This window comes from Mesorhizobium sp. M0159 (genome assembly GCF_040322295.1).
In the GTDB taxonomy this organism is placed as follows: Bacteria; Pseudomonadota; Alphaproteobacteria; order Rhizobiales; family Rhizobiaceae; genus Mesorhizobium.
Genome location: NZ_JAMYTF010000001.1, coordinates 246,002 through 269,752 on the forward strand (window position 1 = coordinate 246,002; position 23,751 = coordinate 269,752).

At 63.3% G+C, this 23,751-nt stretch carries 19 protein-coding genes and 1 riboswitch; of the genes, 12 read left to right on the top strand and 7 right to left on the bottom strand.

Translation table 11 applies throughout. The annotated features are described in order from the left end of the window. Positions 1-514 precede the first annotated feature (514 nt). Positions 515-1,177, bottom strand: a complete 663-nt coding sequence (locus NKJ32_RS01225; RefSeq protein WP_502897737.1) for a hypothetical protein — start codon at positions 1,175-1,177, stop codon at positions 515-517. A gap of 874 nt (positions 1,178-2,051) precedes the next feature. Here NKJ32_RS01225 and glmM point away from each other — a divergent pair. The 5 genes from glmM to serA all read left to right on the top strand — a co-directional run bounded on the left by glmM (position 2,052) and on the right by serA (position 8,593). Then, positions 2,052-3,404: a phosphoglucosamine mutase gene (gene glmM / locus NKJ32_RS01230; RefSeq protein ID WP_352454889.1), complete on the top strand. Its 1,353-nt coding sequence runs from the start codon at positions 2,052-2,054 to the stop codon at positions 3,402-3,404. A 225-nt stretch (positions 3,405-3,629) separates the two neighbouring features. Continuing rightward, positions 3,630-4,469 carry an outer membrane protein gene (locus tag NKJ32_RS01235; protein WP_352454888.1) on the top strand — a complete coding sequence of 280 codons (840 nt, stop codon included), beginning with the start codon at positions 3,630-3,632 and terminating at the stop codon, positions 4,467-4,469. A gap of 234 nt (positions 4,470-4,703) precedes the next feature. After that, positions 4,704-5,453 carry an outer membrane protein gene (locus NKJ32_RS01240; RefSeq protein ID WP_352754651.1) on the top strand — a complete coding sequence of 250 codons (750 nt, stop codon included), beginning with the start codon at positions 4,704-4,706 and terminating at the stop codon, positions 5,451-5,453. Between the two features lie 182 nt (positions 5,454-5,635). Then, entirely contained in the window at positions 5,636-6,811 is a 1,176-nt protein-coding gene (locus NKJ32_RS01245; protein ID WP_352569602.1) for a phosphoserine transaminase, read from the top strand. 183 nt (positions 6,812-6,994) lie between these two features. Further along, positions 6,995-8,593, top strand: a complete 1,599-nt coding sequence (gene serA, locus NKJ32_RS01250) for a phosphoglycerate dehydrogenase (RefSeq protein WP_352569603.1) — start codon at positions 6,995-6,997, stop codon at positions 8,591-8,593. Between the two features lie 59 nt (positions 8,594-8,652). Here serA and NKJ32_RS01255 read toward each other — a convergent pair whose 3' ends face one another. Then, the gene (locus NKJ32_RS01255; RefSeq protein ID WP_023680655.1) at positions 8,653-9,555 is read right to left on the bottom strand and encodes a DMT family transporter; all 903 of its coding nucleotides are present in this window, start codon (positions 9,553-9,555) and stop codon (positions 8,653-8,655) included. Between the two features lie 321 nt (positions 9,556-9,876). Here NKJ32_RS01255 and NKJ32_RS01260 point away from each other — a divergent pair, with 321 nt between their 5' ends. Both NKJ32_RS01260 and NKJ32_RS01265 read left to right on the top strand, forming a co-directional pair. Next, the gene (locus NKJ32_RS01260; RefSeq protein ID WP_023680654.1) at positions 9,877-11,175 is read left to right on the top strand and encodes an adenylosuccinate synthase; all 1,299 of its coding nucleotides are present in this window, start codon (positions 9,877-9,879) and stop codon (positions 11,173-11,175) included. Positions 11,176-11,247: 72 nt separating this feature from the next. Further along, positions 11,248-12,918, top strand: a complete 1,671-nt coding sequence (locus NKJ32_RS01265) for a hypothetical protein (RefSeq protein WP_352754648.1) — start codon at positions 11,248-11,250, stop codon at positions 12,916-12,918. Positions 12,919-12,949: 31 nt separating this feature from the next. Here the strand turns inward: NKJ32_RS01265 and NKJ32_RS01270 are convergent, their stop codons facing one another. Genes NKJ32_RS01270 through NKJ32_RS01285 form a run of 4 tightly spaced genes read right to left on the bottom strand, consistent with a single transcriptional unit; the run spans position 12,950 to position 16,029 of the window. Next, the gene (locus tag NKJ32_RS01270) at positions 12,950-13,249 is read right to left on the bottom strand and encodes a CcdB family protein (protein WP_352569605.1); all 300 of its coding nucleotides are present in this window, start codon (positions 13,247-13,249) and stop codon (positions 12,950-12,952) included. Next, positions 13,249-13,491, bottom strand: a complete 243-nt coding sequence (locus NKJ32_RS01275) for a type II toxin-antitoxin system CcdA family antitoxin (protein WP_352569606.1) — start codon at positions 13,489-13,491, stop codon at positions 13,249-13,251. Before NKJ32_RS01275 ends, NKJ32_RS01270 begins: the two co-directional genes overlap by 1 nt. A 57-nt stretch (positions 13,492-13,548) precedes the next feature. After that, positions 13,549-15,369, bottom strand: a complete 1,821-nt coding sequence (locus tag NKJ32_RS01280) for an ABC-F family ATP-binding cassette domain-containing protein (protein WP_352569607.1) — start codon at positions 15,367-15,369, stop codon at positions 13,549-13,551. A gap of 15 nt (positions 15,370-15,384) precedes the next feature. Next, positions 15,385-16,029 carry a thiamine diphosphokinase gene (locus tag NKJ32_RS01285; RefSeq protein WP_352569608.1) on the bottom strand — a complete coding sequence of 215 codons (645 nt, stop codon included), beginning with the start codon at positions 16,027-16,029 and terminating at the stop codon, positions 15,385-15,387. Between the two features lie 127 nt (positions 16,030-16,156). Then, positions 16,157-16,271: riboswitch (TPP riboswitch) on the top strand. A 43-nt stretch (positions 16,272-16,314) separates the two neighbouring features. Here NKJ32_RS01285 and thiB point away from each other — a divergent pair. The 4 genes from thiB to NKJ32_RS01305 all read left to right on the top strand — a co-directional run bounded on the left by thiB (position 16,315) and on the right by NKJ32_RS01305 (position 21,711). Then, positions 16,315-17,328, top strand: a complete 1,014-nt coding sequence (thiB, locus tag NKJ32_RS01290; protein WP_352569609.1) for a thiamine ABC transporter substrate binding subunit — start codon at positions 16,315-16,317, stop codon at positions 17,326-17,328. A 251-nt stretch (positions 17,329-17,579) separates the two neighbouring features. Then, positions 17,580-19,199 (top strand): thiamine/thiamine pyrophosphate ABC transporter permease, encoded by a 1,620-nt coding sequence (gene thiP / locus NKJ32_RS01295; RefSeq protein ID WP_352569610.1) that lies wholly within the window; start codon positions 17,580-17,582, stop codon positions 19,197-19,199. Next, positions 19,196-19,987, top strand: a complete 792-nt coding sequence (thiQ, locus tag NKJ32_RS01300; RefSeq protein ID WP_352569612.1) for a thiamine ABC transporter ATP-binding protein — start codon at positions 19,196-19,198, stop codon at positions 19,985-19,987. Before thiP ends, thiQ begins: the two co-directional genes overlap by 4 nt. 254 nt (positions 19,988-20,241) lie before the next feature. Further along, positions 20,242-21,711, top strand: a complete 1,470-nt coding sequence (locus NKJ32_RS01305; RefSeq protein ID WP_023680559.1) for a M48 family metalloprotease — start codon at positions 20,242-20,244, stop codon at positions 21,709-21,711. Positions 21,712-21,724: 13 nt separating this feature from the next. Here NKJ32_RS01305 and NKJ32_RS01310 read toward each other — a convergent pair whose 3' ends face one another. Beyond that, entirely contained in the window at positions 21,725-22,582 is an 858-nt protein-coding gene (locus tag NKJ32_RS01310) for an RNA polymerase factor sigma-32 (protein WP_023680558.1), read from the bottom strand. A gap of 325 nt (positions 22,583-22,907) precedes the next feature. Here NKJ32_RS01310 and NKJ32_RS01315 point away from each other — a divergent pair, with 325 nt between their 5' ends. Further along, positions 22,908-23,681: an amino acid ABC transporter substrate-binding protein gene (locus tag NKJ32_RS01315; RefSeq protein WP_023721021.1), complete on the top strand. Its 774-nt coding sequence runs from the start codon at positions 22,908-22,910 to the stop codon at positions 23,679-23,681. The last annotated feature ends 70 nt before the right edge of the window (positions 23,682-23,751 follow it).

Here is a 23,751-nt window from a genome sequence, read left to right on the forward strand (position 1 = left end):
CTTCCTGCATCGCTGGAAATTGGCGAAAGTGACGATAACGGCCAATCTCCCCCCTCGTGGGGGAGATGTCCGGCAGGACAGAGAGGGGCGCGAAGGAATGGGGCCTTCTATCGTCCTCGTTGACGACTTCGGGAAGATCGACAAGGCGCGCCGGAGAATGAAGTTCGCATTTTTTGCCGACGGCGCCACATTTTGTTCTTGCTTTGTGCCGGCAGGTATGCTACTAATTTGAGTATGGTGCCAATTGGCGCCGCCGACCCGCCCACGGAGGCGGGTTTTTTTATTTCAGGCTCCTTCGACCCGACGTGGCGCGTGCTGGCGACCATCGATGTCGGCGGGACAGTGCCCTGGACAGTGCCCCTCTGTCCTGCCGGACATCTCCCCCGCACGAGGGGGAGATTGCTAGTCTAGAGCGGCGGCCGATGCCGCCTCTTCTGAACGCGCGGCAGCATGCAACAAAAAAGCCCGCGAACCTTGCGGCTCGCGGGCTCATGTCGTCGGATGGTGGCGCCGGTCAGCTCTTCAGCTTGGCGTTGCAGAGGCTGTAGAAGCCGCCGCCTTTCTGGATCCACCTGAGGCCGCCCAGCGTGTTGGCGTCCTTGTTGGCGTAGTAGAGGTCGAGGCAGGTGTGCATGCGGCCCTTGGCCGGGGTCTCGGTTGCATACTTCTTGGAGACCGCCGTCGGGAATTTCACACCCTGGGGGGCGGTGATCGTCGGCGGTTGCGGATCGCCGGTGTACTTGGCGTCGGGAGCCGGCAGGGTGTCGTCGTCGGCTGCGCCGGCGCCGCATTGGCTCTTGCGGAAGTCGTTCCACTTCATGCCATTCAGCGTGTTGCCGGTCTTGGCAGCCTGATATTTGGCGCTGCAATCCGCCATGCTGAGGCCTTTGCCGGTATCGGTCGCGGCGGCTGTCGTCGCCTTGGCAGGTGCCGCGGCAGGCTGTGCGGCTGCAGTTGCGCCGGCGGCGCATTCACTCTTGCGGAAGTCGTTCCATTTCATGCCGTTGAGCGTGCCGGCAGCCTTGGCGGCCTGGTATTTGGTGCTGCATTCCTTGGCCGTCAGCCCAGGCGCCGCGTCATCGCTGCTGGTCGCCGCTGCTTTGGTCGTGGCGGCGGGTTGTGCGGCTGCCGTCGCGCCGGCGGCGCACTGGGTCTTGCGGAAATCGTTCCACTTCATGCCGTTGAGCGTGCCGGCAGCCTTGGCGGCCTGGTATTTGGTGCTGCACTCCTTCGCCGTCAGGCCCGGCGCCGCATCGTCGGCGGCGGCTGCCTTGGTCGTGTCGGCGGCCTTGGCCGTGGCTTTGGCTGGGGCGGGATCGTTCGTAGCAGCGGTGGCGTCGGTGCCGCATTGGGCCTTGCGGAACTGGTTCCAGTTCTGCCCGCCAAGCGTTCCCGCATCTTTGGCCGCATTATACTTGGTGCTGCACTCGGCCATGGTCAGCGCGTTGGCAGGCGCGGCCAGGAATAAGGTCGCGACGGCAAGACCCGTCAAAGTGGCAAGTCGGTGGATGAGCATGCGTTTTCTCCCTACGGCGGTTCATGATATGTCCCAGTGCAGCAATAGCGCTCAACGGCTGGTTGCGCCAGATGCTAAGTAGCGTAGAGACAAATTTAGAAGTGCATTCTTTTCTTTAAGGTGATGAATTCGTTGCCGGGACTGTCTCCCGGCCAAGTTCGTCCGGGTGCATTGCACGGAGAGCGCGCATATGGCTGGTTCCCAGCGAGGACACTGCGTCGCATGACAGCCAGTCAAATCGGCGGGTGCGGCGGACCTGAGCCTACCGCTGTCTGGAGCAGCACGATGCGGATTCGGGTTCAAGGCCACACTGCCACAGACCAAAGGATCCAGATGAGGTTTGAGTTGACGTTTCTGATGTTGCTGCCGCAACAAGGGCTCGGAACTTGAAAATCAACACACTAGCGTGACGCAAAACACACAAAACAATAATTTTCTAAGGATTGGTCGTCCATAATCATACAATGTGATGACGGGGCTTGGGCCATTTTATGGCATGAGATGCTCGGAAAGAACCATCGGGAAGCTGGCGAACATGGCAGGACATTATTTCGGTACGGACGGCATTCGTGGGCGAGCCAACAAGTTTCCAATGACGGCGGAGGTCGCCATGCGGGTCGGCATGGCCGCCGGCCTCTCCTTCCAGCGCGGCAGCCACCGCCACCGCGTCGTGCTCGGCAAGGATACCAGGCTTTCCGGCTACATGATCGAGAACGCGATGGTATCCGGCCTGTGCGCCGCCGGCATGGATGTCTTCCTGCTCGGCCCGATCCCGACGCCGGCTGTTGCCATGCTGGTGCGCTCGCTGCGCGCCGATATCGGCGTGATGATCTCCGCCTCGCACAACCCCTATTACGACAACGGCATCAAGCTGTTCGGTCCCGATGGCTACAAGCTGTCCGATGAGATCGAGGAGCGTATCGAGGGGATGCTCGACAAGGATATCGAACTGGCGCTCGCCGATTCCGATGGGCTCGGCCGCGCCAAACGCGTCGACGGCGTGCATGACCGCTATATCGAATTCGCCAAGCGCACGCTGCCGCGCTCGATGTCGCTGTCGGGCCTGCGCATCGTCGTCGATTGCGCCAATGGCGCCGCCTACAAGGTGGCGCCCGACGCGCTGTGGGAACTCGGCGCCGAGGTCGTTGCCATCAATGTCGAGCCCAACGGCTTCAACATCAACAAGGAATGCGGCTCGACTCATCCGGCCGGCCTGCAAAAGAAGGTGCACGAGGTGCGCGCCGATATCGGCATTGCGCTCGACGGCGATGCCGACCGCGTCGTCATCGTCGATGAAAACGGCGCGATCGTCGATGGCGACCAGATCATGGCACTGATCGCCGAATCCTGGCACCAGAACGGACGGCTGGCCGGCGGCGGCGTCGTCTCGACGGTGATGTCCAATCTCGGCCTCGAACGCTTCCTCGGCGACATGAACCTGCAGTTGCATCGCACCAAGGTCGGTGACCGCTATGTCGTCGAGCACATGCGTGCCCATGGGCTCAATGTCGGCGGCGAACAGTCGGGCCACATCGTGCTGTCCGATTTCTCGACTACCGGCGACGGGCTCGTCTCGGCGCTCCAGGTGCTCGCCTGCATCAAGCGGCATAACCGGCCGGTCAGCGAACTGTCGAAGAAATTCGAGCCGGTGCCGCAGCTTTTGAAGAATGTGCATATTTCCGGCGGCAAGCCGCTGGAGGAGGCGCCGGTCAAGGCGGCGATCGAAGATGCGCGCAATCGCCTCGGCAAGGCCGGGCGCCTGGTCATCCGGCCATCCGGCACGGAGCCGCTCATCCGCGTCATGGCGGAGGGCGACGACCCGCAGCTTGTCGAGTCCGTGGTCAACGACATCGTCGAGGTCATTTCGGAAACGCGCAGCGCCGCCTGATCTCCCTCCAACATCGGTTCAAAGGCCCGCCTTGCCGGCGGGCTTTTTTATTGGGTCGCGGCCAGCTCGCCTGCAGCAACGGCCGCCAGATTGCTCCACTTTTAGAGATTCGTGGTTAATCAATACGGTTAAACGCCTTTTAACCTTTCCGATTCATTATCCACAACTGAGGTCAATCACATTTCGGGCGCGTTCGCCGTTCGAGGGTTCTCAGGGGTGATAAGCATGTTCAACACAGCAAGAATGGCTCTCCTGGCCGCGCTGTTTGCCGGCGCCGGGCCGGCATTCGCCGCCGATTTCGTCGAGCCGCCCGTCGTCGAGGAGGCGCCGCCACCGGTTGCCTACGAGCAGCCGGCCGACTTTGGCGGCTGGTATATCCGTGGCGACATCGACTATCACTGGTCGAAGTTTCGTGGTGGCGACTACATCACCTACGGTGTGGCGCCCCAGAGTCCCGGCAAGTTCGATACAGGCAAGCTGGATGGCGCCTTCTCGGCCGGCGGCGGTGTTGGTTACCAGATCGACGAGCATTTCCGCACCGATCTCACCTTGGACTGGATGAGCAAGTCCAAATTCCGCGGCTCGACCAACGGCTTCTGCGGCGTATTACAAACTCCTTGCACATCCGTCGACACCTCGTCCTATTCGGCGCTGCTGCTCTTGGCCAACGCCTATGTCGACATCGGCACCTGGCATGGCGTCACGCCTTATGTCGGTGCCGGCATCGGCGGCGCCTGGGTTAAGTGGGATACACTCCACAACGTCGACGATGACGGCGAGTTCGAGCATCACGGCGGCAAAGGCTGGCGTTTTGCCTATGCTGCCATGGCGGGCGCCTCCTACTGCCTGACCGACCGCGTCAAACTCGACGTCGGCTACCGCTTCAGCCACATCAATGGCGGCAAGATGTTCGACTACGCTTCGGATAGCAATGTTGGCCCGGGCTATGACCGCGGCATCAACGTGCACGAAGTGCGCGGCGGCCTGCGCTACCAGTTCGGCAGGTCGGACTGCGCGCCGCCGGAGCCTTACGTCCCGGAACCCGAGCCGGTCTACACGAAGTAGTCGCTTCGAAATCGAGGAATTCGTCGACCGCCCGGCTGATGCCGGGCGGTTTCGTTTGGCTGCCTAAAGATGCTGCGTTGCCCTGTAACACCGTCCAGCTCGAGGAGCGAAAACGGACCAAATCAATTGCTAACGCCTTGTTATCCTTAACCCGCACTTAACCACTATGGTTAACAATGCTGCCTGAAACGGCGCGCGCGATCGCGAATGCGCCAAGTTCGGGAGCCGAGGACCATGACATCCAAATCGCCTGTAGCACTGGCGCTTGCAGCAGTCGTCCTGATGCCGCTGACGCCGGCGCTTGGCGCCGATTACGAACCGCCGGTCTATGTCGACCAGGCGCCCGACTATGTACCGGTCGAGGTTGGCTCGGGATGGTATCTGCGTGGCGATGTCTCCTATCTGGTGCAGAAGAGCTTCAAGGATGAGCATTTCGCCTTTACACCCGCGAGCTTCGACGAAAAGGAAGATCCCATCTTCGCCAGCATCGGCTTCGGCTACCATTTCAACGACTATCTGCGCGCCGATCTCAATGTGGGCTATCTTCCCGGCAACAAGATCGACGTCGGCTATAACGACGGAACGACCGTGGCATCGGCGACCCTGAAGAACTATGCCTTCTCAGGCATACTCAATGGCTATGTCGATCTTGGCACCTATGTCGGAATCACACCTTATCTCGGCGCTGGTGTCGGTATCGTGCAGAGCAAGCGTCGCCTCTCGGCGAGCTACTTCACCGACAACGCCGACCCCACCGACGATTTCGTCCTGCGTGACAACAAGACCCAATACTCCTTCGCCTACACGCTGAATGCCGGGCTTGCGTACCAAGTGTCCAAGAACGTCTCAGTCGATCTGGGCTATCAGTATTTTTCCGCGCCAGACGCCGAATATGTGACTGCCGAGAGCCTGACTTCCTTTCCGATCCGCAAAGGAATCAACAATCATCAAGTCAAAGTCGGACTACGCTACGATCTCTGGTAGGCTCGATCGAAGCCGAGGCGTTGACAATGGCGGGTCGTAGGCCCGCCGTTTGGGTTTCGCCGCCGGCAATATCCCGGCAGGGACAAAAACTTTCCCCTTGACGCCGAAAGCCTGAACGCATATCGCCGTCCGTGGGCCACCCCTCCCCAACGAGGGGCCACTATCTGGAAGGATAGACCACGATGACGACGCATACGAAGCCCGGATTCCGTCCGGCAAATCCCAATTTTTCCTCAGGTCCCTGTGCAAAACGCCCCGGCTGGTCGGTCGAGGCGCTCAAAAATGCCGCGCTCGGGCGCTCGCACCGTGCCAAGATCGGCAAGACCAAGCTCGAACAAGCGATCGAGCTGACGCGGGAAATCCTCCAGGTTCCGGCGGATTACCGCATCGGCATCGTGCCGGCCTCGGATACCGGCGCGGTCGAAATGGCGCTGTGGTCGCTGCTCGGCGAGCGCGGCGTCGACATGGTGGCCTGGGAGAGCTTCGGCTCCGGCTGGGTCACCGATGTGGTCAAGCAGCTGAGGCTCGCCGATGTGCGCAGGTTAGAGGCTGACTACGGCGCACTGCCGGACCTGACCAAAATCGACTTCGACCGCGACGTGGTCTTCACCTGGAACGGCACGACGTCGGGCGTGCGCGTGCCGAACGGCGACTTCATCCCGGCCACACGCAAGGGCCTGACCATCTGCGACGCCACTTCGGCGGCCTTTGCGCAACAGCTCGATTTCAGGAAACTCGACGTCGTCACCTTCTCCTGGCAGAAGGTCTTGGGCGGTGAGGGCGCGCACGGCATGCTGATCCTCAGCCCGCGCGCCGTCGAACGCCTGGAAAGCTACAAGCCGGCCTGGCCACTGCCGAAGATCTTCCGTCTCACCTCGGGCGGCAAGCTGATCGAAGGCATCTTCAAGGGCGAGACGATCAACACGCCGTCGATGCTGTGCGTCGAGGACTATCTCGACGCGCTGCGTTGGGCGAAGTCGATCGGCGGCCTCGACGCGCTGGTCACCAGAGCGGATGCCAATGCCGCTGTTCTCGATCGCTTTGTCGGGAAATCTTCCTGGCTCGGCCATCTTGCCGTACACCCGGCGACGCGTTCGAACACGTCGGTCTGCCTTTCCTTCACCGACCGGCAAGTCGCTGCACTCGACGCCGACGGACAGGCTGCGTTCGCCAAGGCAATTGTCTCGGTGCTCGACAAGGAAGGCGTCGCCTATGACATCGGCGCCTACCGCGATGCACCGCCCGGCCTGCGCATCTGGTGCGGCGCGACAGTCGAGACCTCCGATCTCGAAGCGTTGCTGCCCTGGCTCGACTGGGCCTTTGCCGCGCAAAAGGCGTCGCTCAAAGCGGCGGCCTGACTCCCTCCCCCTCGAGGGGAGGGTGGCCCGAAGGGCCGGGTGGGGTCGCCTCCACCCGCTCAACGATCCGCCATCCAGAAAGAAAAAGATTTGGCCGCATCCGGCCGCAACGACCCCACCCCGGCGCTTCGCGCCGACCCTCCCCTCAAGGGGGAGGGACGCCAATCGCAAAGGACCAAGCCAATGCCCCGCGTTCTCGTCTCAGACAAACTTTCCACCACCGCCGTGCAGATCTTCAGGGATCGCGGCATCGAGGTCGACTATTTGCCGGATCTCGGCAAGGACAAGGAAAAACTGCTCGAAGTGATCGGCCAGTATGATGGGCTGGCCATCCGCTCGGCGACAAAGGTCACGGAGAAGCTGATCAATGCCGCGACCAGGCTGAAGGTCGTGGGCCGCGCCGGCATCGGCGTCGACAATGTCGACATCCCGGCGGCGAGCCGCAAGGGCATCATCGTGATGAACACGCCCTTCGGCAATTCGATCACCACCGCCGAGCATGCCGTCGCCATGATCTTCGCGCTGGCCCGCCAGATACCGGAGGCCAACGCCTCGACCCACGCCGGCAAATGGGAAAAGAACCGCTTCATGGGTGTCGAGATCACCGGCAAGACGCTGGGCATCATCGGCTGCGGCAATATCGGTTCGATCGTCGCTGCGCGCGGCGTCGGCCTGAAGATGCATGTCATCGCCTTCGATCCATTCCTGTCGGACAGCCGCGCCGAGGAGCTCGGCGTCGAAAAGGTCGAGCTCGACGAGCTGTTCGCCCGCGCCGACTTCATCACGCTGCACACGCCGCTTACCGACAAGACGCGCAACATCATCGACGCCGCGGCGATCGCCAAGATGAAGACCGGCGTGCGTATCATCAACTGCGCCCGTGGCGGGCTGATCGTCGAGGCCGACCTGATCGCGGCGCTGAAGAGCGGCAAGGTGGCCGGCGCCGGCATCGACGTGTTCGAGGTCGAACCGGCGGACAACAACGCACTGTTCGGCATGGAGAATGTCGTGGCGACGCCGCATCTCGGCGCGTCGACCACCGAAGCGCAGGAGAATGTCGCCTTGCATGTCGCCGAGCAGATGTCCGACTATTTGATCAAGGGCGCCGTTTCCAACGCCATCAACATGCCGTCGATCACCGCCGAAGAGGCGCCGCGGCTGAAACCTTTCGTCAAGCTTGCCGAAGTGCTCGGCGCCTTTGTCGGACAGGTCACCGAGGATCCGATCAAGGAGGTCGAGATACTGTTCGACGGCTCGACCGCGACGATGAACACGCGCGCGCTGATCAGTGCCACCCTTGCCGGGCTGATCCGGCCGCAGGTCTCCGACGTCAACATGGTGTCGGCGCCGATCATGGTGAAGGAGCGCGGCATCATCGTCGCCGAGGTCAAGCGTGACAAGTCGGGCGTGTTCGACGGCTATATCAAGCTGACGGTTAAGACCGAGCACAGGACGCGCTCGATCGCCGGCACCTGTTTCTCGGACGGCAAGCCGCGCTTCATCCAGATCAAGGGCATCAATCTCGACGCAGAGGTCGGCCAGCACATGCTCTACACGACCAATGCCGACGCGCCCGGCATCATCGGTCTGCTCGGCACGGTGTGCGGCGAGAACGGCGTCAACATCGCCAACTTCCAGCTCGGCCGCAACCGGCCGGGCGGCGATGCCATCGCATTGCTCTATCTCGATGCGCCGTTCCCGGAAAACGTGTTGGCGCAGGTGCGCTCGCACAAGTCGATCGACTCCGCCAAGCGGCTGCATTTCGATGTGGGGATAGCCTGAAATTCGGTCGCCCCGTGTGCAGCAGCACGCGGGGCGGTGGAACGTCGCGGCAAGCGACTTCATTCAGCAGCGGATGCCGCCATCTTCCGTCCGCTGTATTCGGCGAGGCTGATGCCACCGAGCACCAGCGCGAGAGCCAGCGCCTGATAGAGCTGGAATGTCTCACCGACAATCAGCACCGATAGCAGCGTACCGAAGATCGGCACCAGATTGATGAACAGGCCGGCCCGGTTGGCGCCGATCAGCTCGTTGCCCCTGATATAGAAGATCTGCGCGATGACCGAAGCACCGATGGCGGTATAGAACGCGACCGCCCAGCCGCGGGCATCGGGGACAATGACCTTGCCGGCGGCAATCTCCCACAGGAAGAAAGGCAGCGATGTGACGAGTGCGGCAACCGACAGCGCCAGCATCAGGCTCTGCCAGCGGATGACCGGCTTCAGCCGCAACCCCACCGAATAGAAGGAGTAGCAAAGCACGGCGACCAACATGATCGCGTCGCCAAAGTTGAGATCCAGCTTGAGAAGCTGGCGCAGGTCGCCATGGCTCGCCGTCACCGCGACGCCAATGATGGTCAGCACGACGCCAGCTATCTGCACCCGGTTCACCCGCAGGCGAAACAGCACGAAATTGGCGATGATGATCACGATCGGTATCGCCGCCTGCTCGATCGAGACGTTGATCGCCGTCGTGTAGTTGAGCGCCGTGTAGAAGATCGCATTGAAAAAGGCGAAGCCGCAAGCGCCGAGCCCGCCAAGCAGCAACCAGTGCCTGCGCACCACCGGCCAGTCTTGGCGTAGCGTTCCCCAGCCGATCGGCAGCAGGATCAGAACCGCCAGCAGCCAACGCAGGAAGACCAGCGTCATCGGCGAGATATGACCGACCGCCAGCTTTCCCGCCACGGAGTTGCCGCCCCACAGCAAGGTGGTGAACAGCAGGAACAGATAGGCGGCTCGATGCATCGTGAACTCCCGGCCAGGCAGAGGGAATTTGACGGTCGGTGTGGGCCTATTGCGACCGCCAGCCCAAGTAAATGATGTCAAAGGCGAAAATTGTTGTGCCTCGGAGCGCTTTGGGCGGCAAAGAGTGGTCGCGCTCGCCGGGTCTTGACGCTATAGAGCGACGTGCGTGCAATTGGACGCTACAAAGTACGCGTCGGAAGGCTTTAATCTCGCGTCGTGCTTTTCCGAAAATCGATTCCGATTTTGGGGGCCGATGCGATAGAGGCCTATCGTTTCGAATTGTTTCAAGCTGCTCGTGCGGCGTCTCAAGGGAAAAGAAATATGGCCAATGTGGTGGTCGTCGGCTCGCAATGGGGCGATGAGGGCAAAGGCAAGATCGTAGACTGGCTGTCGGAGCGCGCCGATGTTGTCGTACGCTTCCAGGGCGGCCACAATGCCGGCCACACGCTGGTCGTCGACGGCAAGGTCTACAAGCTGTCGCTGCTGCCGTCCGGCGTGGTGCGGCAAGGCAAGCTTTCCATCATCGGCAACGGCGTCGTCTTCGATCCGCACGCTTTCGTCGCGGAGGTTGCGAAATTGAAGGCGCAAGGCGTCGAGGTGACGCCAGACCGCCTGAAAATAGCCGAAAACACCGCGCTTATCCTGTCCTTGCACCGGGAGCTGGACGGATTTCGCGAGGACGCCGCTTCCAATTCCGGAACGAAGATCGGCACGACCCGTCGCGGCATCGGTCCCGCCTATGAAGACAAGGTGGGCCGGCGCGCGGTCAGGGTGATGGATTTGGCGGATTTGGAAACGCTGCCCTTGAAGGTCGACAGGCTGCTGACGCACCACAATGCGCTGCGGCGCGGGCTCGGCCATGCCGAGGTCACGCATGAGGCGATCATGAGCGAGCTGATCTCGGTGGCCGACGAGATCCTGCCCTATATGGACCGCGTCTGGAAAATCCTCGACGACAAGCGCCGCGCCGGCGAGCGCATCCTGTTCGAGGGCGCGCAAGGCACGTTGCTCGACATCGACCACGGCACCTATCCGTTCGTCACCTCGTCCAATACGGTTGCCGGTCAGGCCGCCGCCGGGTCGGGTGTCGGGCCGGGCGCCATCGGCTATGTGCTCGGCATCACCAAGGCCTATACGACGCGCGTCGGCGAAGGCCCGTTTCCAACCGAACAGAAGAACGAGATCGGCGAGTTCCTGGGCACGCGCGGCCATGAATTCGGCGTCGTCACCGGCCGCAAGCGGCGCTGCGGCTGGTTCGATGCCGTGCTGGTCCGCCAGGCCGTCGCCGTCAACGGCATCAAGGGCATTGCGCTGACCAAGCTCGATGTGCTCGATGGGCTGGACGAGATCAAGGTCTGTACCGGCTACCGACTCGACGGCGAGGCGATCGATTACCTGCCGGCCAGCCAGGGTGCGCAGGCCCGCGTCGAACCGGTCTACGAGACGCTGGAGGGGTGGAAAGGCACCACTGCCGGCGCGCGTAGCTGGAACGACCTGCCGGCCCAGGCGGTGAAGTACGTCCGCTACATCGAAGAGCTGATCGGCGCGCCGGTCGCACTCCTTTCCACCAGCCCTGAACGGGACGACACGATACTTGTGACCGATCCGTTTCAAGACTAGTTTCTCAGCCTTCCGGGCATTGCGGCTGATTTGCGGGGGCCGGCCCAGAAACAAATGCAGGTCGACTGACGTATGGTAGATTTTGTTCCTATTCTGAAAAAGGCGCTCGATAAACTCGGTGAGCCGTCGGCGGAAGTGCGCGCCAGGGTCTATGACAGGGCCCGTTCGTCAATCGCGAAACAACTCGCAGAGAAGGCCACGATGACGCCTTCCGATGTCGACCGGCAGATGCGTGCACTGGAAGACGCCATCGCCAAAGTCGAGCGGGACTATGCCAAGCCTGCGCCGCCACCCGACCCGCTGGCGGAACTGGAGGACATCTTCTCCTCCATCGACCGCAACAAGAACCAGTCCAGCCATATCCGACAGCCAGCAAAGACGGAGCCGGCATGGCAGCCGGCCAAGACCGAGCCGGCAAAGACCGGGCCGGCCTGGCAGCCCACGCCCGCCAAGGCGGCGCCGAACTGGCAAAAGCCGCAGCCCGTCGCTCTTTCTCAGGAGCGCGCTGGTCCGCCGCCGTCCGATATGGATCTTCCGACGGCTGACGGCCAAGACGGCGTTTTTCGGGGCGACGACTTTTCCAACGACGGCGGCCCCGCGGAGGACAGGTTCCAGCGGCTCCATCCTGCCGAGCGCAGGCGCAGCTATGGCGGTGTTATCGCCGCCGCCATTGCCTTGCTCGTCATTGCCGGTGGTGGCTATGGCATCTGGCTGAACAAGGATGCGTTCGGCAGCATGCTCGGCCTCGACTCGACCAAAGCCGTCGCCACCGAACCGCTGGTAAAACCAGCCCCGGCCAAGCCGGAGGCCGATGCGGCGGTACCGGCCGCCGCGCCTCCGACGGAGGCCGGCGAGGGCGCGAAGTTCACGCAGCGCCTGACGCCCGAGGGCCACGAAGTCGATCCCGGCCCCGCGGCCGGGCAGGCGGGCATCGGCGAAGGCGAATCCGTCGCCGCACTGACCACGCCGCCATCGGCCGCACAAGCGCCGACCACCCCGGCACCCGCCGCGCCGGCACCGGCCGCACCCGCCGACACGCAAGCCACGGCCGATGCTCCAGCAGTCGATGGGTCCGCTGCACCAACTCCCGCAACGCCGCCCGCCAACGGGGCAGCAGCGCCTGCAGCGGCCGCCCCGCCGCCCGCACCGGCAGCGGCACCAACGGCAGTTCCGCCGCAAGCCACGTTGGCCGTCGGCCAGAAGGCGATCTTCTACGAGGAGCGCACCAGCACCGCTCAAGGCTCGGCCGAGCCCGGCAACATCGTCTGGTCGCTGGTGCAGGAATCGCCCGGCGGCGACCTGCCGCCCGAGCCGGCGATCCGCGCCGAGGCGACCATTCCAGGCAAGGATATCCAGTTGCGCATGACGATCCGTCGCAACACCGACCAGACGCTGCCGGCCAGCCATATTATCGAGATGATCTTCCTGACGCCTGACGGCTTCGAGGGCGGCGGCGTCGACAACATCCTGCGTGTCGCCATGAAGGGCTCCGAGCAGGATGCCGGAAGCCCGCTGATCGGCATCCCGGCCAAGATCGCCGACGGTTTCTTCCTGGTTGCGCTCAACGATACCAAGGCGGATGAAGACGCCAATCTGACCTTGCTCAGAGGTCAGGACTGGATCGATGTGCCGGTCGTCTACAAGACCGGGCGGCGGGCGCTGCTCACCATGGAAAAGGGCATTCCAGGCGAGAAGGTGTTCGACGAGGCGCTAAAGGCCTGGCAGACAAAGACGGCGGGGTGAGGCCGGCTCACCAGCCCAACGCCTCTCTGGCTCAGAAGCCTTGGAACAGCATGTCGAGCGCGCTCACGATGTCGTCGTGATGGCGAGAAAGATTTCCTTCGGCAACGGGCAATTCAGAGGTCATCAAGGCTGACATGAATTGAGTGACCATGACATGGTCCTTACCGTTGATGGTGAAGATAGGGTTTAGCCGGCGGCCCGGCACTGGGGCCTTGTTGGCTGGCATCAGCGGGACGACGACCTTCGTGTCGAGCCGTCCCAGAAGGTCGGATTGGACATCGAGAAGGTAACCGTCGCCTTCGGCACTCTGGTAGAAATCATAACGTGCCATCAAAACAGCCGGTGCTTGGCCAGAGGCAAGCCGTTGCGCCTGACATAGTCATTCGAACTGTCGATCGCTTCCTTGTTTTCCTCCTGCCACCGGCGGTTTTTTTCGGCCGAAATCGCCTTGGCGATGCCCTCTTCCGCAGCGCGGGATATATTGATGCCCAACGCCTTGGCATCCTCGATCAATCGGGAGTCGATCGATGTATTAACCGACTTTCTTTGGGTTTTTGGCTTCGATTGAAGCATACAGCCGCTCCCATTTATGCGCATAATGTAGGCGCATATGAGCGTGCACGCAACCTCTCATCCCTCCATCTCTTCCCTTAGCATCTCGAGTTCCAGCCATTCCTCCTCGAGCGCTGCCAGTGTGACGCGCTCCTTGTCGAGCGCGGCAATCGTCTTCTGGAACGAGGCCGGGTCGCGCTCGTAATAGGCCGGATCGGCGATGTTGTTCTCCAGCCGCGAGATCGAGGCCGACACCGCCTCGATCTTCTTGGGTAAGGTTTCCAGCGCGAATTTCTGCTTGAACGACAGTTTCTTGGCCGGGCCCTTCGGTGCGGCCGCTTCGTTCCTGCTTGCCGCCGTCGCTTCACCGGCTTCTGCTTTTGGCCGCGCCCTGCGGTCGTCCAGCCTGGTGCCGCCGCGCTGCCCAAGCATGTCGGAATAGCCGCCGGCATATTCGATCCAGCGGCCGTCACCATCCGGCGCGATGATGCTGGTCACGGTGCGGTCGAGGAAATCGCGATCGTGGCTGACCAGGATCACCGTGCCGGCAAAACCGGCGACCAGTTCCTGCAGCAGCTCCAGCGTCTCCATGTCGAGATCGTTGGTCGGCTCGTCGAGCACAAGCAGGTTTGCCGGCCGCGCCAAAACGCGTGCGAGAATCAGCCGTGCCCGCTCGCCGCCCGAAAGCTCGCGCACCGGCGTGCGCGCCTGTTCCGGCTTGAACAGGAAGTCTTTCATGTAAGAGACGACGTGGCGCTGCTCGCCATTGATGACGAGGTTCTCGCCGCGCCCGTCGGTCAGATACTGCGCCAGTGTCTCCTGCGGGTCGACGGCTTCGCGCTTCTGGTCGAGCGTGGCGATCTCCAGATTGGTGCCGAGCCGCACCGTGCCTGCGTCCGGCTTCAATTCGCCGGTCAGCATCTTCAACAGCGTCGTCTTGCCGGCGCCGTTCGGCCCGACCAGGCCGACGCGATCGCCGCGCTGGATGCGGGTCGAGAATCCCTTGACCACGGTCAGATCGCCAAAGCTCTTCTCGATGTTCTTGGCTTCGATCACCAGTTTGCCGGATTCGGCGGCGTCGCTGGCTGTCATCGTCGCCGCACCCTCGGCGCCGCGATGACCACGAAAGCGCTGGCGCATGGTCTGCAATTCACCGAGCCGGCGCATGTTGCGCTTGCGCCTTGCCGTCACGCCATAGCGCAGCCAGTGCTCCTCGCGCACGATCTGGCGACCGAGCTTGTGCTGCTCGCGCTCTTCCTCCTCCAGCACCGTGTCGCGCCATTCCTCGAAATAGCCAAAGCCCTTGTCGAGACGGCGGGTCTGGCCGCGGTCGAGCCAGATTGTGGCGCGTGACACGCGCTCGAGAAAACGGCGGTCATGCGAGATGACGACCAGTGCCGAGGAGGTGCGGGCAAGCTCCTCCTCCAGCCATTCGATGACCGAAAGGTCAAGATGATTGGTCGGCTCATCGAGGAGGAGAATGTCGGGCTCCGGCGCCATGACGCGGGCGAGGGCGGCGCGCCGCGCCTCGCCGCCGGAGAGGTCGTTCGGCCGTTCCTCGCCGGTCAGGCCGAGATGCTCCATCAGATAGGTGGCGCGGTAGGGATCGTCGGCCGGCCCGAGCCCCGCCTCGACATAGGCGCGGACAGTCGCAAAGCCGTCCATGTCGGGCATTTGCGGCAAGTAGCGCACGGTCGCCGAAGGCTGGCGGAAGACTTCGCCGTCCTGCGGTTCGATCAGCCCGGCGGCTATCTTGAGGAGCGTCGACTTGCCAGAGCCGTTGCGGCCGACCAGGGCGATCTTGTCACCAACTGAGGCCGTCAGGGCGGCACCGTCGAGCAGCGGCGTGCCGCCAAATGTCAGCTTTATCCCGTCGAGATTGAGAAGCGGCGGCGCCATGTCAGCTTTCTGGGCTCAGCTTTCCGGAAGAGGGTAGGGATGCGCGAGCAGCAGCGCGCGGCCGCTGGCCAGCGCGATTTCCAACCGGCCCCTGACCTCGTTGGAAATGGTCAGCGACGAGCCGAACGCAACCTCGACATGGTCGAGCGGCCATTTGGCGCCGGTGACTGTCAGGCCGGCGAGATCCGAAAAGCCGAGCACCGAAAACAGCGTGCCGTCGACATAGTCGAAGCCAGTCTTTCCAGGCAGCAAAGGAATGCCTTCCTGTGCGCCGCTGGTCAAAAGCACTTCCGTTCCGCCTTCCGCCAGCCGGACGCTTAGCGCCAGATGCAGGAAGATGTGGTCGGTACGTTTGCCGCCGAAGGCGCCTGCGAGCACAAGGCTGGTCGCACCACGTTCGAGTGCGGCGGCGATAGCGAGTTCACCGTCGGTCTTGTCTTTTTCGGCGGGAAACACCTGCCGTGGCACGGCGGCCAGATCCTCCGGCAACTCGGCAGGCACCGAATCGAAATCGCCGACCCAGAGTTCCGGCCTCAGGCCCAGCATGCGGGCATGGCCGATGCCGGCATCGGCGGCGATGACGCGCGAGCCTTCGACCTGGCGGTCGAGCAGCGGCGTGCGGATGAGATCGCCGCCAAGCAGGATGGTGAATGTGCTCATATCTCGTGGCCCTTACCAGCCCTGCCCCGGAAACGGAAGATGAAACGGCAGACGAAACGGAAGGCTGGGCTTTGGATGCCCGGCAAACTTCCGCTTGCGCAGCACTTCGGCCGGGCCTATGTGTCGAAACGCTCTAACGGGGTGCCGGACGCGATCTTCGCGGACCGGCTGAGAGGCAAGACTGCCAACCCGCTGAACCTGATCCGGTTTGTACCGGCGGAGGGATTAGACGTTTCGGACAGCCCGACGCCTCAATTCCTTTCAACGCGAACGAAGGAGGCGCCGATGCGCAGTTTTTTCCACTCTCTTGTCTCAATTGTCCTGCTTGCGGCATCCGCGCTCGCCCTGCCAGGGCAGGCATCGGCACAGGATAGACTGACGGTCTATACCTATGAAAGCTTCACCGCCGATTGGGGTCCGGGACCGGCGGTGAAGAAGGCCTTCGAGGCCGAATGCAGTTGCGTCGTCGAATTCGTCTCGGTCGCCGACGGCGTGGCGCTGCTCAATCGTGTGAAGCTGGAAGGCGCCGCGACCAAGGCCGATATCGTACTTGGCCTCGATACCAACGTAACCGCCGACGCCAAGGCAACCGGCCTGTTTTCGCCGCACGGCGCCGTGTCGGGCGTCAGTGTGCCGGGCGGCTGGAGCGACGATATTTTCGTGCCGTTCGACTATGGCTATTTCGCCGTCGTCTACGATACCGAAAAACTGAAGAGCCCGCCGAAGAGCCTCAGGGAATTGGTCGAGGGCGATGCCGGAGAGAAGATCGTCATCCAGGATCCGCGCACCTCGACGCCGGGCCTTGGCCTGCTGCTGTGGGTCAAGTCGGTCTACGGCGACAAGGCGCCGGAAGCCTGGGCCAAACTCAAGGCGAAGGTGCTGACGGTAACGCCGGGCTGGAGCGAGGCCTACGGCCTGTTCACCAAGGGCGAGGCGCCGATGGTGCTGTCCTACACCACCTCGCCGGCCTACCACATGGTCGCCGAAAACACCGAGCGCTACCAGGCGGCGTCCTTCGAGGAGGGCGAATATCTGCAGATCGAGGTTGCGGGGATCACCACCAAGGGTGCGAAGAACCCGCTGGCAGAAAAGTTCATTGCCTTCATGACCGGACCGAAGTTCCAGGATGTCATTCCCGAAACCAACTGGATGTTCCCGGCCGGCAAAACCGACAAGCCGCTCAACCCGGCGTTCGATAAGCTGGTCAAGCCGACCAAGACCTTGCTGTTCAGCCCGGAAGACGTCGCCGCAAATCGCAAGGCCTGGGTCGACGAGTGGCTGGCGGTGATGAGCAAGTAGGGCTCAAGCCTCGTCGGATGTTTGCGCCAAGCCACCCCCCTCTGGCCTGCCGGCCATCTCCCCCTCAAGGGGGGAGATCGGCAGCTTTGTCGCCTCTCCTCATCCTGCCACTTGTGAGATTGGCGAAGGCGGCTGAGTGCGCAATCTCCCCCCTTGAGGGGGAGATGGCCGGCAGGCCAGAGAGGGGTGGGCTCGGCCATTGTCAGGTATTTCCTTCGATCAACACCTGTCGTAGTGTCGGGTAGCGCGACATGCGTACGCGTCATCCGGCCGATCCCCGCGTCACTGCCGGCATCGTCGCGCTCGCCGCCATCGCGCTGCTGATCGGCGGTGCATTCGCCGGGCTCGTCGTCGAAGCCACACGCGACCTGTCCGGCGCCGCCTCCGCTTTCGATTCCTATCTCTTGCGCGTCGTCCGTTTCACGCTCTGGCAGGCTCTGCTGTCGACCCTGCTCTCCGTTGCACCGGCGCTGTTCGTCGCGCGTGCCCTGTCGCGGCATCCACGTTTTTTCGGGCGAGGCTTCATCCTCCAGCTTTTCGCCGTGCCGCTGGCGCTGCCGGCCATTGTTGCCGCACTCGGTGTCTTGGCGCTCTATGGCCGCGCCGGCTATTTTGCCGGCACGCTGGGCGCGCTAGGCGGCCAGAGCTGGCCCGGCATCTATGGCCTGTCGGGCATACTCGTCGCCCATGTCTTCTTCAACCTGCCGCTGGCGACGCGGCTGTTCCTGGAGGCGTTGCAGACCGTGCCGGCCGACCAATGGCGGCTGGCGAGCCAGCTTGGCATGGGCGCTGCGCCGGCCTTCCGGCTGATCGAATGGCCGCCGCTGCGTGCGGCCTTGCCCGGCGTTGCAGGGCTCGTTTTCATGCTGTGCATCACCTCCTTCACCATCGTGCTTACGCTCGGCGGCGGACCCAGCGCGACGACGCTCGAGGTTGCCATCTACCAGGCGCTGCGTTTCGACTTCGACCCGGCGCGGGCTGTGACGCTGACCCTGCTGCAGATTGCCCTGACCTTCGTCGTCGTGCTGGCCTTGACGCGGCTCGGCGCCAATATGGTAGGGGATGCCAATCTGCCGGTGGCGCCGCGCCGGTATTTTTCAGCCGGTGCGGCCGAGACCGTGCTGAACGCATTGGCGATCGGGCTGGCACTGCTGTTTGTCGCCGGGCCGATGGCGGCCACGTTGGCAGCCGGGCTTGGCGCCGATCTCGGCCGCCTGGCCGGCGAGAGCGCGGTGCGGCAAGCGACGGCGACCAGTGCCGTGCTCTCCCTCCTATCGGCGCTGCTCTCTGTGGCGTTGTCGCTGTCGCTGGTCATGGCGCGCCGGGCGCTGGCGCTCACCCGGCGGACAGGCCGGCGGACACTGCTCGAACATCTGGCCGACACCGGTGCGGGGTTCGTCCTGGTGGTGCCGCCCATCGTCATCGGCGCCGGCTGGTTCCTGCTCTTGCGCACCGTCAGCGATGTCTTTGCGATCGCCCCTGTCATGGTCGTTGCGGTCAATGCGGTGATGGCGATGCCGTTCGCCATCCGCGCCATCCGCCCTGCCTATGACGCGTCGAGCGAACGCCACGAACGGCTCTGCGCACAGCTTGGTATCTCGGGCTGGAACCGGTTGCGGCTGGTCGACTGGCCGTCGCTGCGGCGGCCGCTCGCCACCGGCTTCGCTTTCGCCATGGCGCTGTCGCTTGGCGATCTCGGCGTCATTGCGCTGTTCGGCAGCGATTCCGTGCAGACCTTGCCCTATCTGCTGCTGGCGCGCATGGGCAGTTACCGCACTGAGGATGCCGCCGGCCTGGCGCTGCTGCTCGGCCTTGTCTGCCTGGCGCTGGTGTTGGCCGCGGACTGGCTGGGAAGGGGCGAGAAATCATGATGCCGACCAGCCCGGAACGGTCCATTTCGGTGGAAAAAGGCGCGGCCGTACGACTCGATAATGTCTCGTTCAGCTATGGTGAAACGCCGCTTATATTCGATGTCGATTTCCCGGCGTCGGAAATCACCGCCATTATGGGGCCGAGCGGTTCGGGAAAGTCGACGCTGCTCAATCTGGTGGCCGGCTTCGAGACGCCGCGGTCGGGCCGCGTGCTGATCGGCGGCGCCGACGTCAGCACTGCGCCGCCATCAGCGCGGCCGGTATCGATGGTGTTCCAGGAAAACAACCTGTTTGCCCATCTTTCCCTCGAGCAGAATGTCGGGCTCGGCCGCTCGCCTTCGCTCAGGCTGAGCGAGGCTGACCGCGCCGCAATCGCCGCAGCGCTGAAGCGCGTCGGCCTTGCCGGCAAGGAAAGCCGGCTGCCGCGCGAACTCTCGGGCGGCGAGCGGCAGCGCGTCGCGCTCGCCCGCGTCCTGGTGCGCGACCGGCCGGTGCTGTTGCTCGACGAGCCGTTCGCTTCGCTCGGACCGGCACTGCGCGACGACATGCTCGACCTGGTGGCCGACGTCCATTCGGAGCAGCGCATGACGGTGCTATTCGTCACGCACCAGCCGGACGATGCGCGCCGTATCGGCCAAAACATGGTTTTCCTGGATGGTGGCACGGTTGCCGCGACGGGCACCGCGGCCGATTTTTTCGTCGGGGCTGGACCGGAGGCATTCCGACGCTATATCGGCTCGGGTCCCTTTGCGGCTGGATCACGAGATGTTGCCCGGAAGCGGACATAATTTATGGTCAAACCGGCGGAAGGCGAAGCGGCGCTTGCTTGCCATGGTCGAGGTAGTGTGGCTAGGTCCGCCAGGAGCTGGTCCGGCCTAGACCGTGATTTGCCCTTGCTGCCTCGTATCTGTCGGACGCACGAAGGACGCCGTAGCACTTGATTTTGCGCGTGATGCTTTCCGGAAATCGCGCCCGATTTTCGCGGTCACGTGCCAGGACTTGAAAGGACGCCGATCTGCCGACCGGCATCGACAATCGGAGGGTGAAACCGCTGGCGCGCTTTCTGGCGCTGGCCGGTCTTGCCGTGGCGCTGGCAAGCTGCCAGATGTTCACGCCTCCCGACGTGCAGGAATCGGGCTTCCAGCCCTCCGACAAGCCGATCACGGTCGACAATGTCGCCGCCAACGGCAAGCTCGCTCAACTGGCGAAGGCGCAGCACCCGCGCATCCTCGCCACCTATGGCGGCGAGTATTCCGACCCCAAGCTCGAGCGCATGGTGGCCAAGATCGTCGGCAGACTGACCGTGGTGTCGGCCAACCCAACCCAGACCTACCGCATCACCATCCTCAACTCGCCCAACGTCAATGCCTTCGCGCTGCCGGGCGGCTATCTCTACATCACCCGCGGGCTGCTGGCGCTGGCCAACGATTCCGCCGAGCTTGCCGCCGTCATCGCGCATGAGATGGGCCACGTTACGGCCAACCACGGCCTGCAGCGCCAGCAGCTGGAAGCCGAGGAGGGGTTGGCGACCAAGGTCGTTTCGGATGTGCTCGGCGACAACCCGACGGCCAAGGCGGCGCTGATCCGCGGCAAGCTGAGGCTGGCCCAGTTCTCGCGCAATCAGGAGCTGGAGGCCGACGCCATCGGCATCAAGTCGATCGGCGAAGCCGGTTTCGATCCCTACGCCGCCGGCCGCTTCCTGCAGTCGATGTCGGCCTATACCGATTTCCGCTCGATCAGCGGCGCCACCGACGCCAGCCTCGACTTCCTGGCGACGCACCCCAACACGCCGCAGCGTATCGACCTCGCGCAGCGCCACGCCCGCCAGTTCGGCGCGCCCGGTGTCGGGTCGCGCGACCGCGATTCATTTCTTGCCGGCGTAGACGGGCTACTTTACGGCGACACGCCGGAGGAAGGCTATGTGCGCGGCGAAACCTTCCTGCACCCTGGCCTCGGCGTGTCGTTCTCGGTGCCCAACGGCTTCGTCATCGACAATTCGGCGGCGGCGGTGACGGCGACCGGCCCGGGCGACATGGCGATCCGCTTCGACGGCGTTTCGATCGACAAGAACCGCTCGCTGACCGACTACATCCGCAGCGGCTGGGTTGCCGGCCTCGACGACAGCAGCGTGCGCCAGGAGACGATCAACGGCAACGAAGCGGCAACCGCGCATGCCGGCGCCGACGGCTGGCAATTCGACATTGCGGTGATCCGCGCCGGCGGCCAGGTCTACCGCTTGCTGACCGCGGCACCGTCGGCCAGCACCTCGCTGAGCACGGTGGCGCGCTCGGTCAGCGGCTCGTTCCGCATCCTGAGTGCTGCCGAGAAGGCGGCGTTGAAGCCACTGCGTATCCGCATCGTCACGGTGCAGCCCGGCCAGACAATGGGCTCCCTGGCCGCACAGATGGTCGGCGTCGACCGCAAGCTGGATTTGTTCAGGGTGCTCAACGCGCTGTCGCCGGGTGCCGCGGTTTCGGCCGGCGACAAGGTCAAGATCGTCACCGACAAATAGCAGCCGACGCAATTCAGGCTGCGAGAAATTCCGGGTTCTGCTTTACCAGCGCCGCCTTGAGCTTTTCCATGGCGCGCGCCTCGATCTGGCGGACACGTTCCTTGGAGATGCCGAGCGTCTCGCCGAGCGCTTCGAGCGTCGCGCCCTCGTCGCTCAGCCGGCGCTCCTCGATAATCCTGAGCTCGCGCGCATTGAGAGCGCCGAGTGCCGTCTTCAGCCACACCGAGCGGCGTTCGACGTCGATCGTATCGCCGACGACCTCATCGGGCAGCGGGTCATCCGAAACCAGGAACTCCATCCGCTCGGTTGCGCCCGCATCGTCGGCTAGCGGCGTGTTGAGCGAGCTGTCCGGCGCCGAAAGGCGGGAATCCATCATCGCCACATCGGCCTCCGATACCCCGAGAGCCGCCGACACTTCGCGGTAGAGCGTGGCATTCGACATCTGCTCGGCGCCGTTTGCCAGGCGGGCGCGCAGACGCCGCAGGTTGAAGAACAGCGCCTTTTGCGCCGAGCTAGTGCCGCCGCGCACGATCGACCAGTTGCGCAGGATATAGTCCTGCATCGAGGCGCGAATCCACCAAGTCGCGTAGGTCGAGAACCGGACCTCGCGCTCGGGCTCGAAACGGGCCGCTGCCTCCAGCAGCCCGACATGGCCTTCCTGGATCAGGTCGCCCAGCGGAAGGCCGTAGTGGCGAAACCGCGACGCCATGGAAATGACCAACCGCATATGCGCGACGGTGATGCGGTGCAGCGCGTGCTGGTCATTGTTTTCCTTCCAGCGCAGCGCCAGGAGATGCTCTTCGTCACGTTCCAGATAAGGGGCTTTCATCGCCGCGCGAACCATGGTCCGTCCTGCACTGTCTTCCATCATGCCGCGCTCCTGCTCCAGGCGTTGCGGTGCGATCGAATCGTGAGTTGGCGCCGATGGTTGAAATGGCGGCGCCGCGCCCTACAACAGCGAAGAACGTGCCATGCGGGGGAATGTTCCCCCGGACTGTCATGTCGATTGCGCTGTTCCAGGCGATTCGCCACCGGCCTTGACTCAGCCGGATGGCGCCCGGAGATGCTGGTTGAGAATTGGATTTCAAGGGCGCGAGATTTTTGAAATTTAGTTTCTTATTCTGGCATCGCGCATCTGTCATTTTCCGGCACTCGCAATGACGCCGGACATCGGCCGAGGACGGGATCACAGAAAAATGAAATGGCTCAAATCGCTCATCATCGCCGGAACGCTGCAGGTTCTGGCCATCGCCGCCGGTCACGCCGGCGCCAATCTCGACCAGATCAAGCAGTCCGGCGTCTTCAAGGTCGGCACGGAAGGAACCTATGCGCCCTTCACCTATCATGATGCTTCCGGCGCGCTGGTTGGCTTCGACGTCGAGATCGCGCGGGCCATCGCCGAGCGCCTCGGCGTCAAAGCCCAGTTCCTCGAAGGCAAATGGGACGGGCTGATCGCCGGTCTCGATGCCAACCGCTACGATGCCGTCATCAACGAGGTCGGCATCACCGAGGCGCGCAAGGCCAAATATGATTTCTCCGATCCTTACATCGCCTCCAAGGCGGTGCTGATCGTGCGCGGCGACAACACCGACATCAAGGGTTTCGCCGATCTCAAGGGCAAGAAGGCGGCGCAGTCGTTGACCTCGAATTTCGGCAAGCTGGCTGAAACCAACGGCGCCGAGCTCGTCGGCACCGACGGCTTCGACCAGTCGATCCAGCTGCTTCTTACCGGCCGCGCCGACGCCACCATCAACGACAGCCTGTCCTTCCTCGACTTCAAGAAGCACAAGCCCGACGCCAATGTGAAGATTGCCGCGCAGGAAGAAAACGCCGACTATTCCGGCGTCATCGTACGCAAGGGCGATCCGGAACTGGTGGCCGCCATCAATAAGGCGCTGGCCGACATCAAGGCCGACGGCACCTACCAGAAAATCGCCGACACCTATTTCGGCCAGGACGTTTCGAAGTAAAACGGCTTTCTCGTGTGGGCCGAACGCCGGCCCGCGTCGTTCATATCGCGGCGAGCTGTCTTTTGACGGC

Coding starts and splice junctions, on each gene's coding strand:
- NKJ32_RS01260 (WP_023680654.1), top strand. CDS start 9,877: ATGGCCAATGTGGTGGTCGTCGGCTCGCAATGGGGCGATGAGGGCAAA.
- NKJ32_RS01235 (WP_352454888.1), top strand. CDS start 3,630: ATGTTCAACACAGCAAGAATGGCTCTCCTGGCCGCGCTGTTTGCCGGC.
- glmM (WP_352454889.1), top strand. CDS start 2,052: ATGGCAGGACATTATTTCGGTACGGACGGCATTCGTGGGCGAGCCAAC.
- NKJ32_RS01280 (WP_352569607.1), bottom strand. CDS start 15,369: ATGGCGCCGCCGCTTCTCAATCTCGACGGGATAAAGCTGACATTTGGC.
- thiB (WP_352569609.1), top strand. CDS start 16,315: ATGCGCAGTTTTTTCCACTCTCTTGTCTCAATTGTCCTGCTTGCGGCA.
- NKJ32_RS01285 (WP_352569608.1), bottom strand. CDS start 16,029: ATGAGCACATTCACCATCCTGCTTGGCGGCGATCTCATCCGCACGCCG.
- NKJ32_RS01225 (WP_502897737.1), bottom strand. CDS start 1,177: ATGAAGTGGAACGATTTCCGCAAGACCCAGTGCGCCGCCGGCGCGACG.
- thiP (WP_352569610.1), top strand. CDS start 17,580: ATGCGTACGCGTCATCCGGCCGATCCCCGCGTCACTGCCGGCATCGTC.
- NKJ32_RS01245 (WP_352569602.1), top strand. CDS start 5,636: ATGACGACGCATACGAAGCCCGGATTCCGTCCGGCAAATCCCAATTTT.
- NKJ32_RS01315 (WP_023721021.1), top strand. CDS start 22,908: ATGAAATGGCTCAAATCGCTCATCATCGCCGGAACGCTGCAGGTTCTG.
- NKJ32_RS01270 (WP_352569605.1), bottom strand. CDS start 13,249: ATGGCACGTTATGATTTCTACCAGAGTGCCGAAGGCGACGGTTACCTT.
- NKJ32_RS01255 (WP_023680655.1), bottom strand. CDS start 9,555: ATGCATCGAGCCGCCTATCTGTTCCTGCTGTTCACCACCTTGCTGTGG.
- NKJ32_RS01275 (WP_352569606.1), bottom strand. CDS start 13,491: ATGCTTCAATCGAAGCCAAAAACCCAAAGAAAGTCGGTTAATACATCG.
- NKJ32_RS01265 (WP_352754648.1), top strand. CDS start 11,248: ATGGTAGATTTTGTTCCTATTCTGAAAAAGGCGCTCGATAAACTCGGT.
- serA (WP_352569603.1), top strand. CDS start 6,995: ATGCCCCGCGTTCTCGTCTCAGACAAACTTTCCACCACCGCCGTGCAG.
- NKJ32_RS01310 (WP_023680558.1), bottom strand. CDS start 22,582: ATGATGGAAGACAGTGCAGGACGGACCATGGTTCGCGCGGCGATGAAA.
- NKJ32_RS01240 (WP_352754651.1), top strand. CDS start 4,704: ATGACATCCAAATCGCCTGTAGCACTGGCGCTTGCAGCAGTCGTCCTG.
- thiQ (WP_352569612.1), top strand. CDS start 19,196: ATGATGCCGACCAGCCCGGAACGGTCCATTTCGGTGGAAAAAGGCGCG.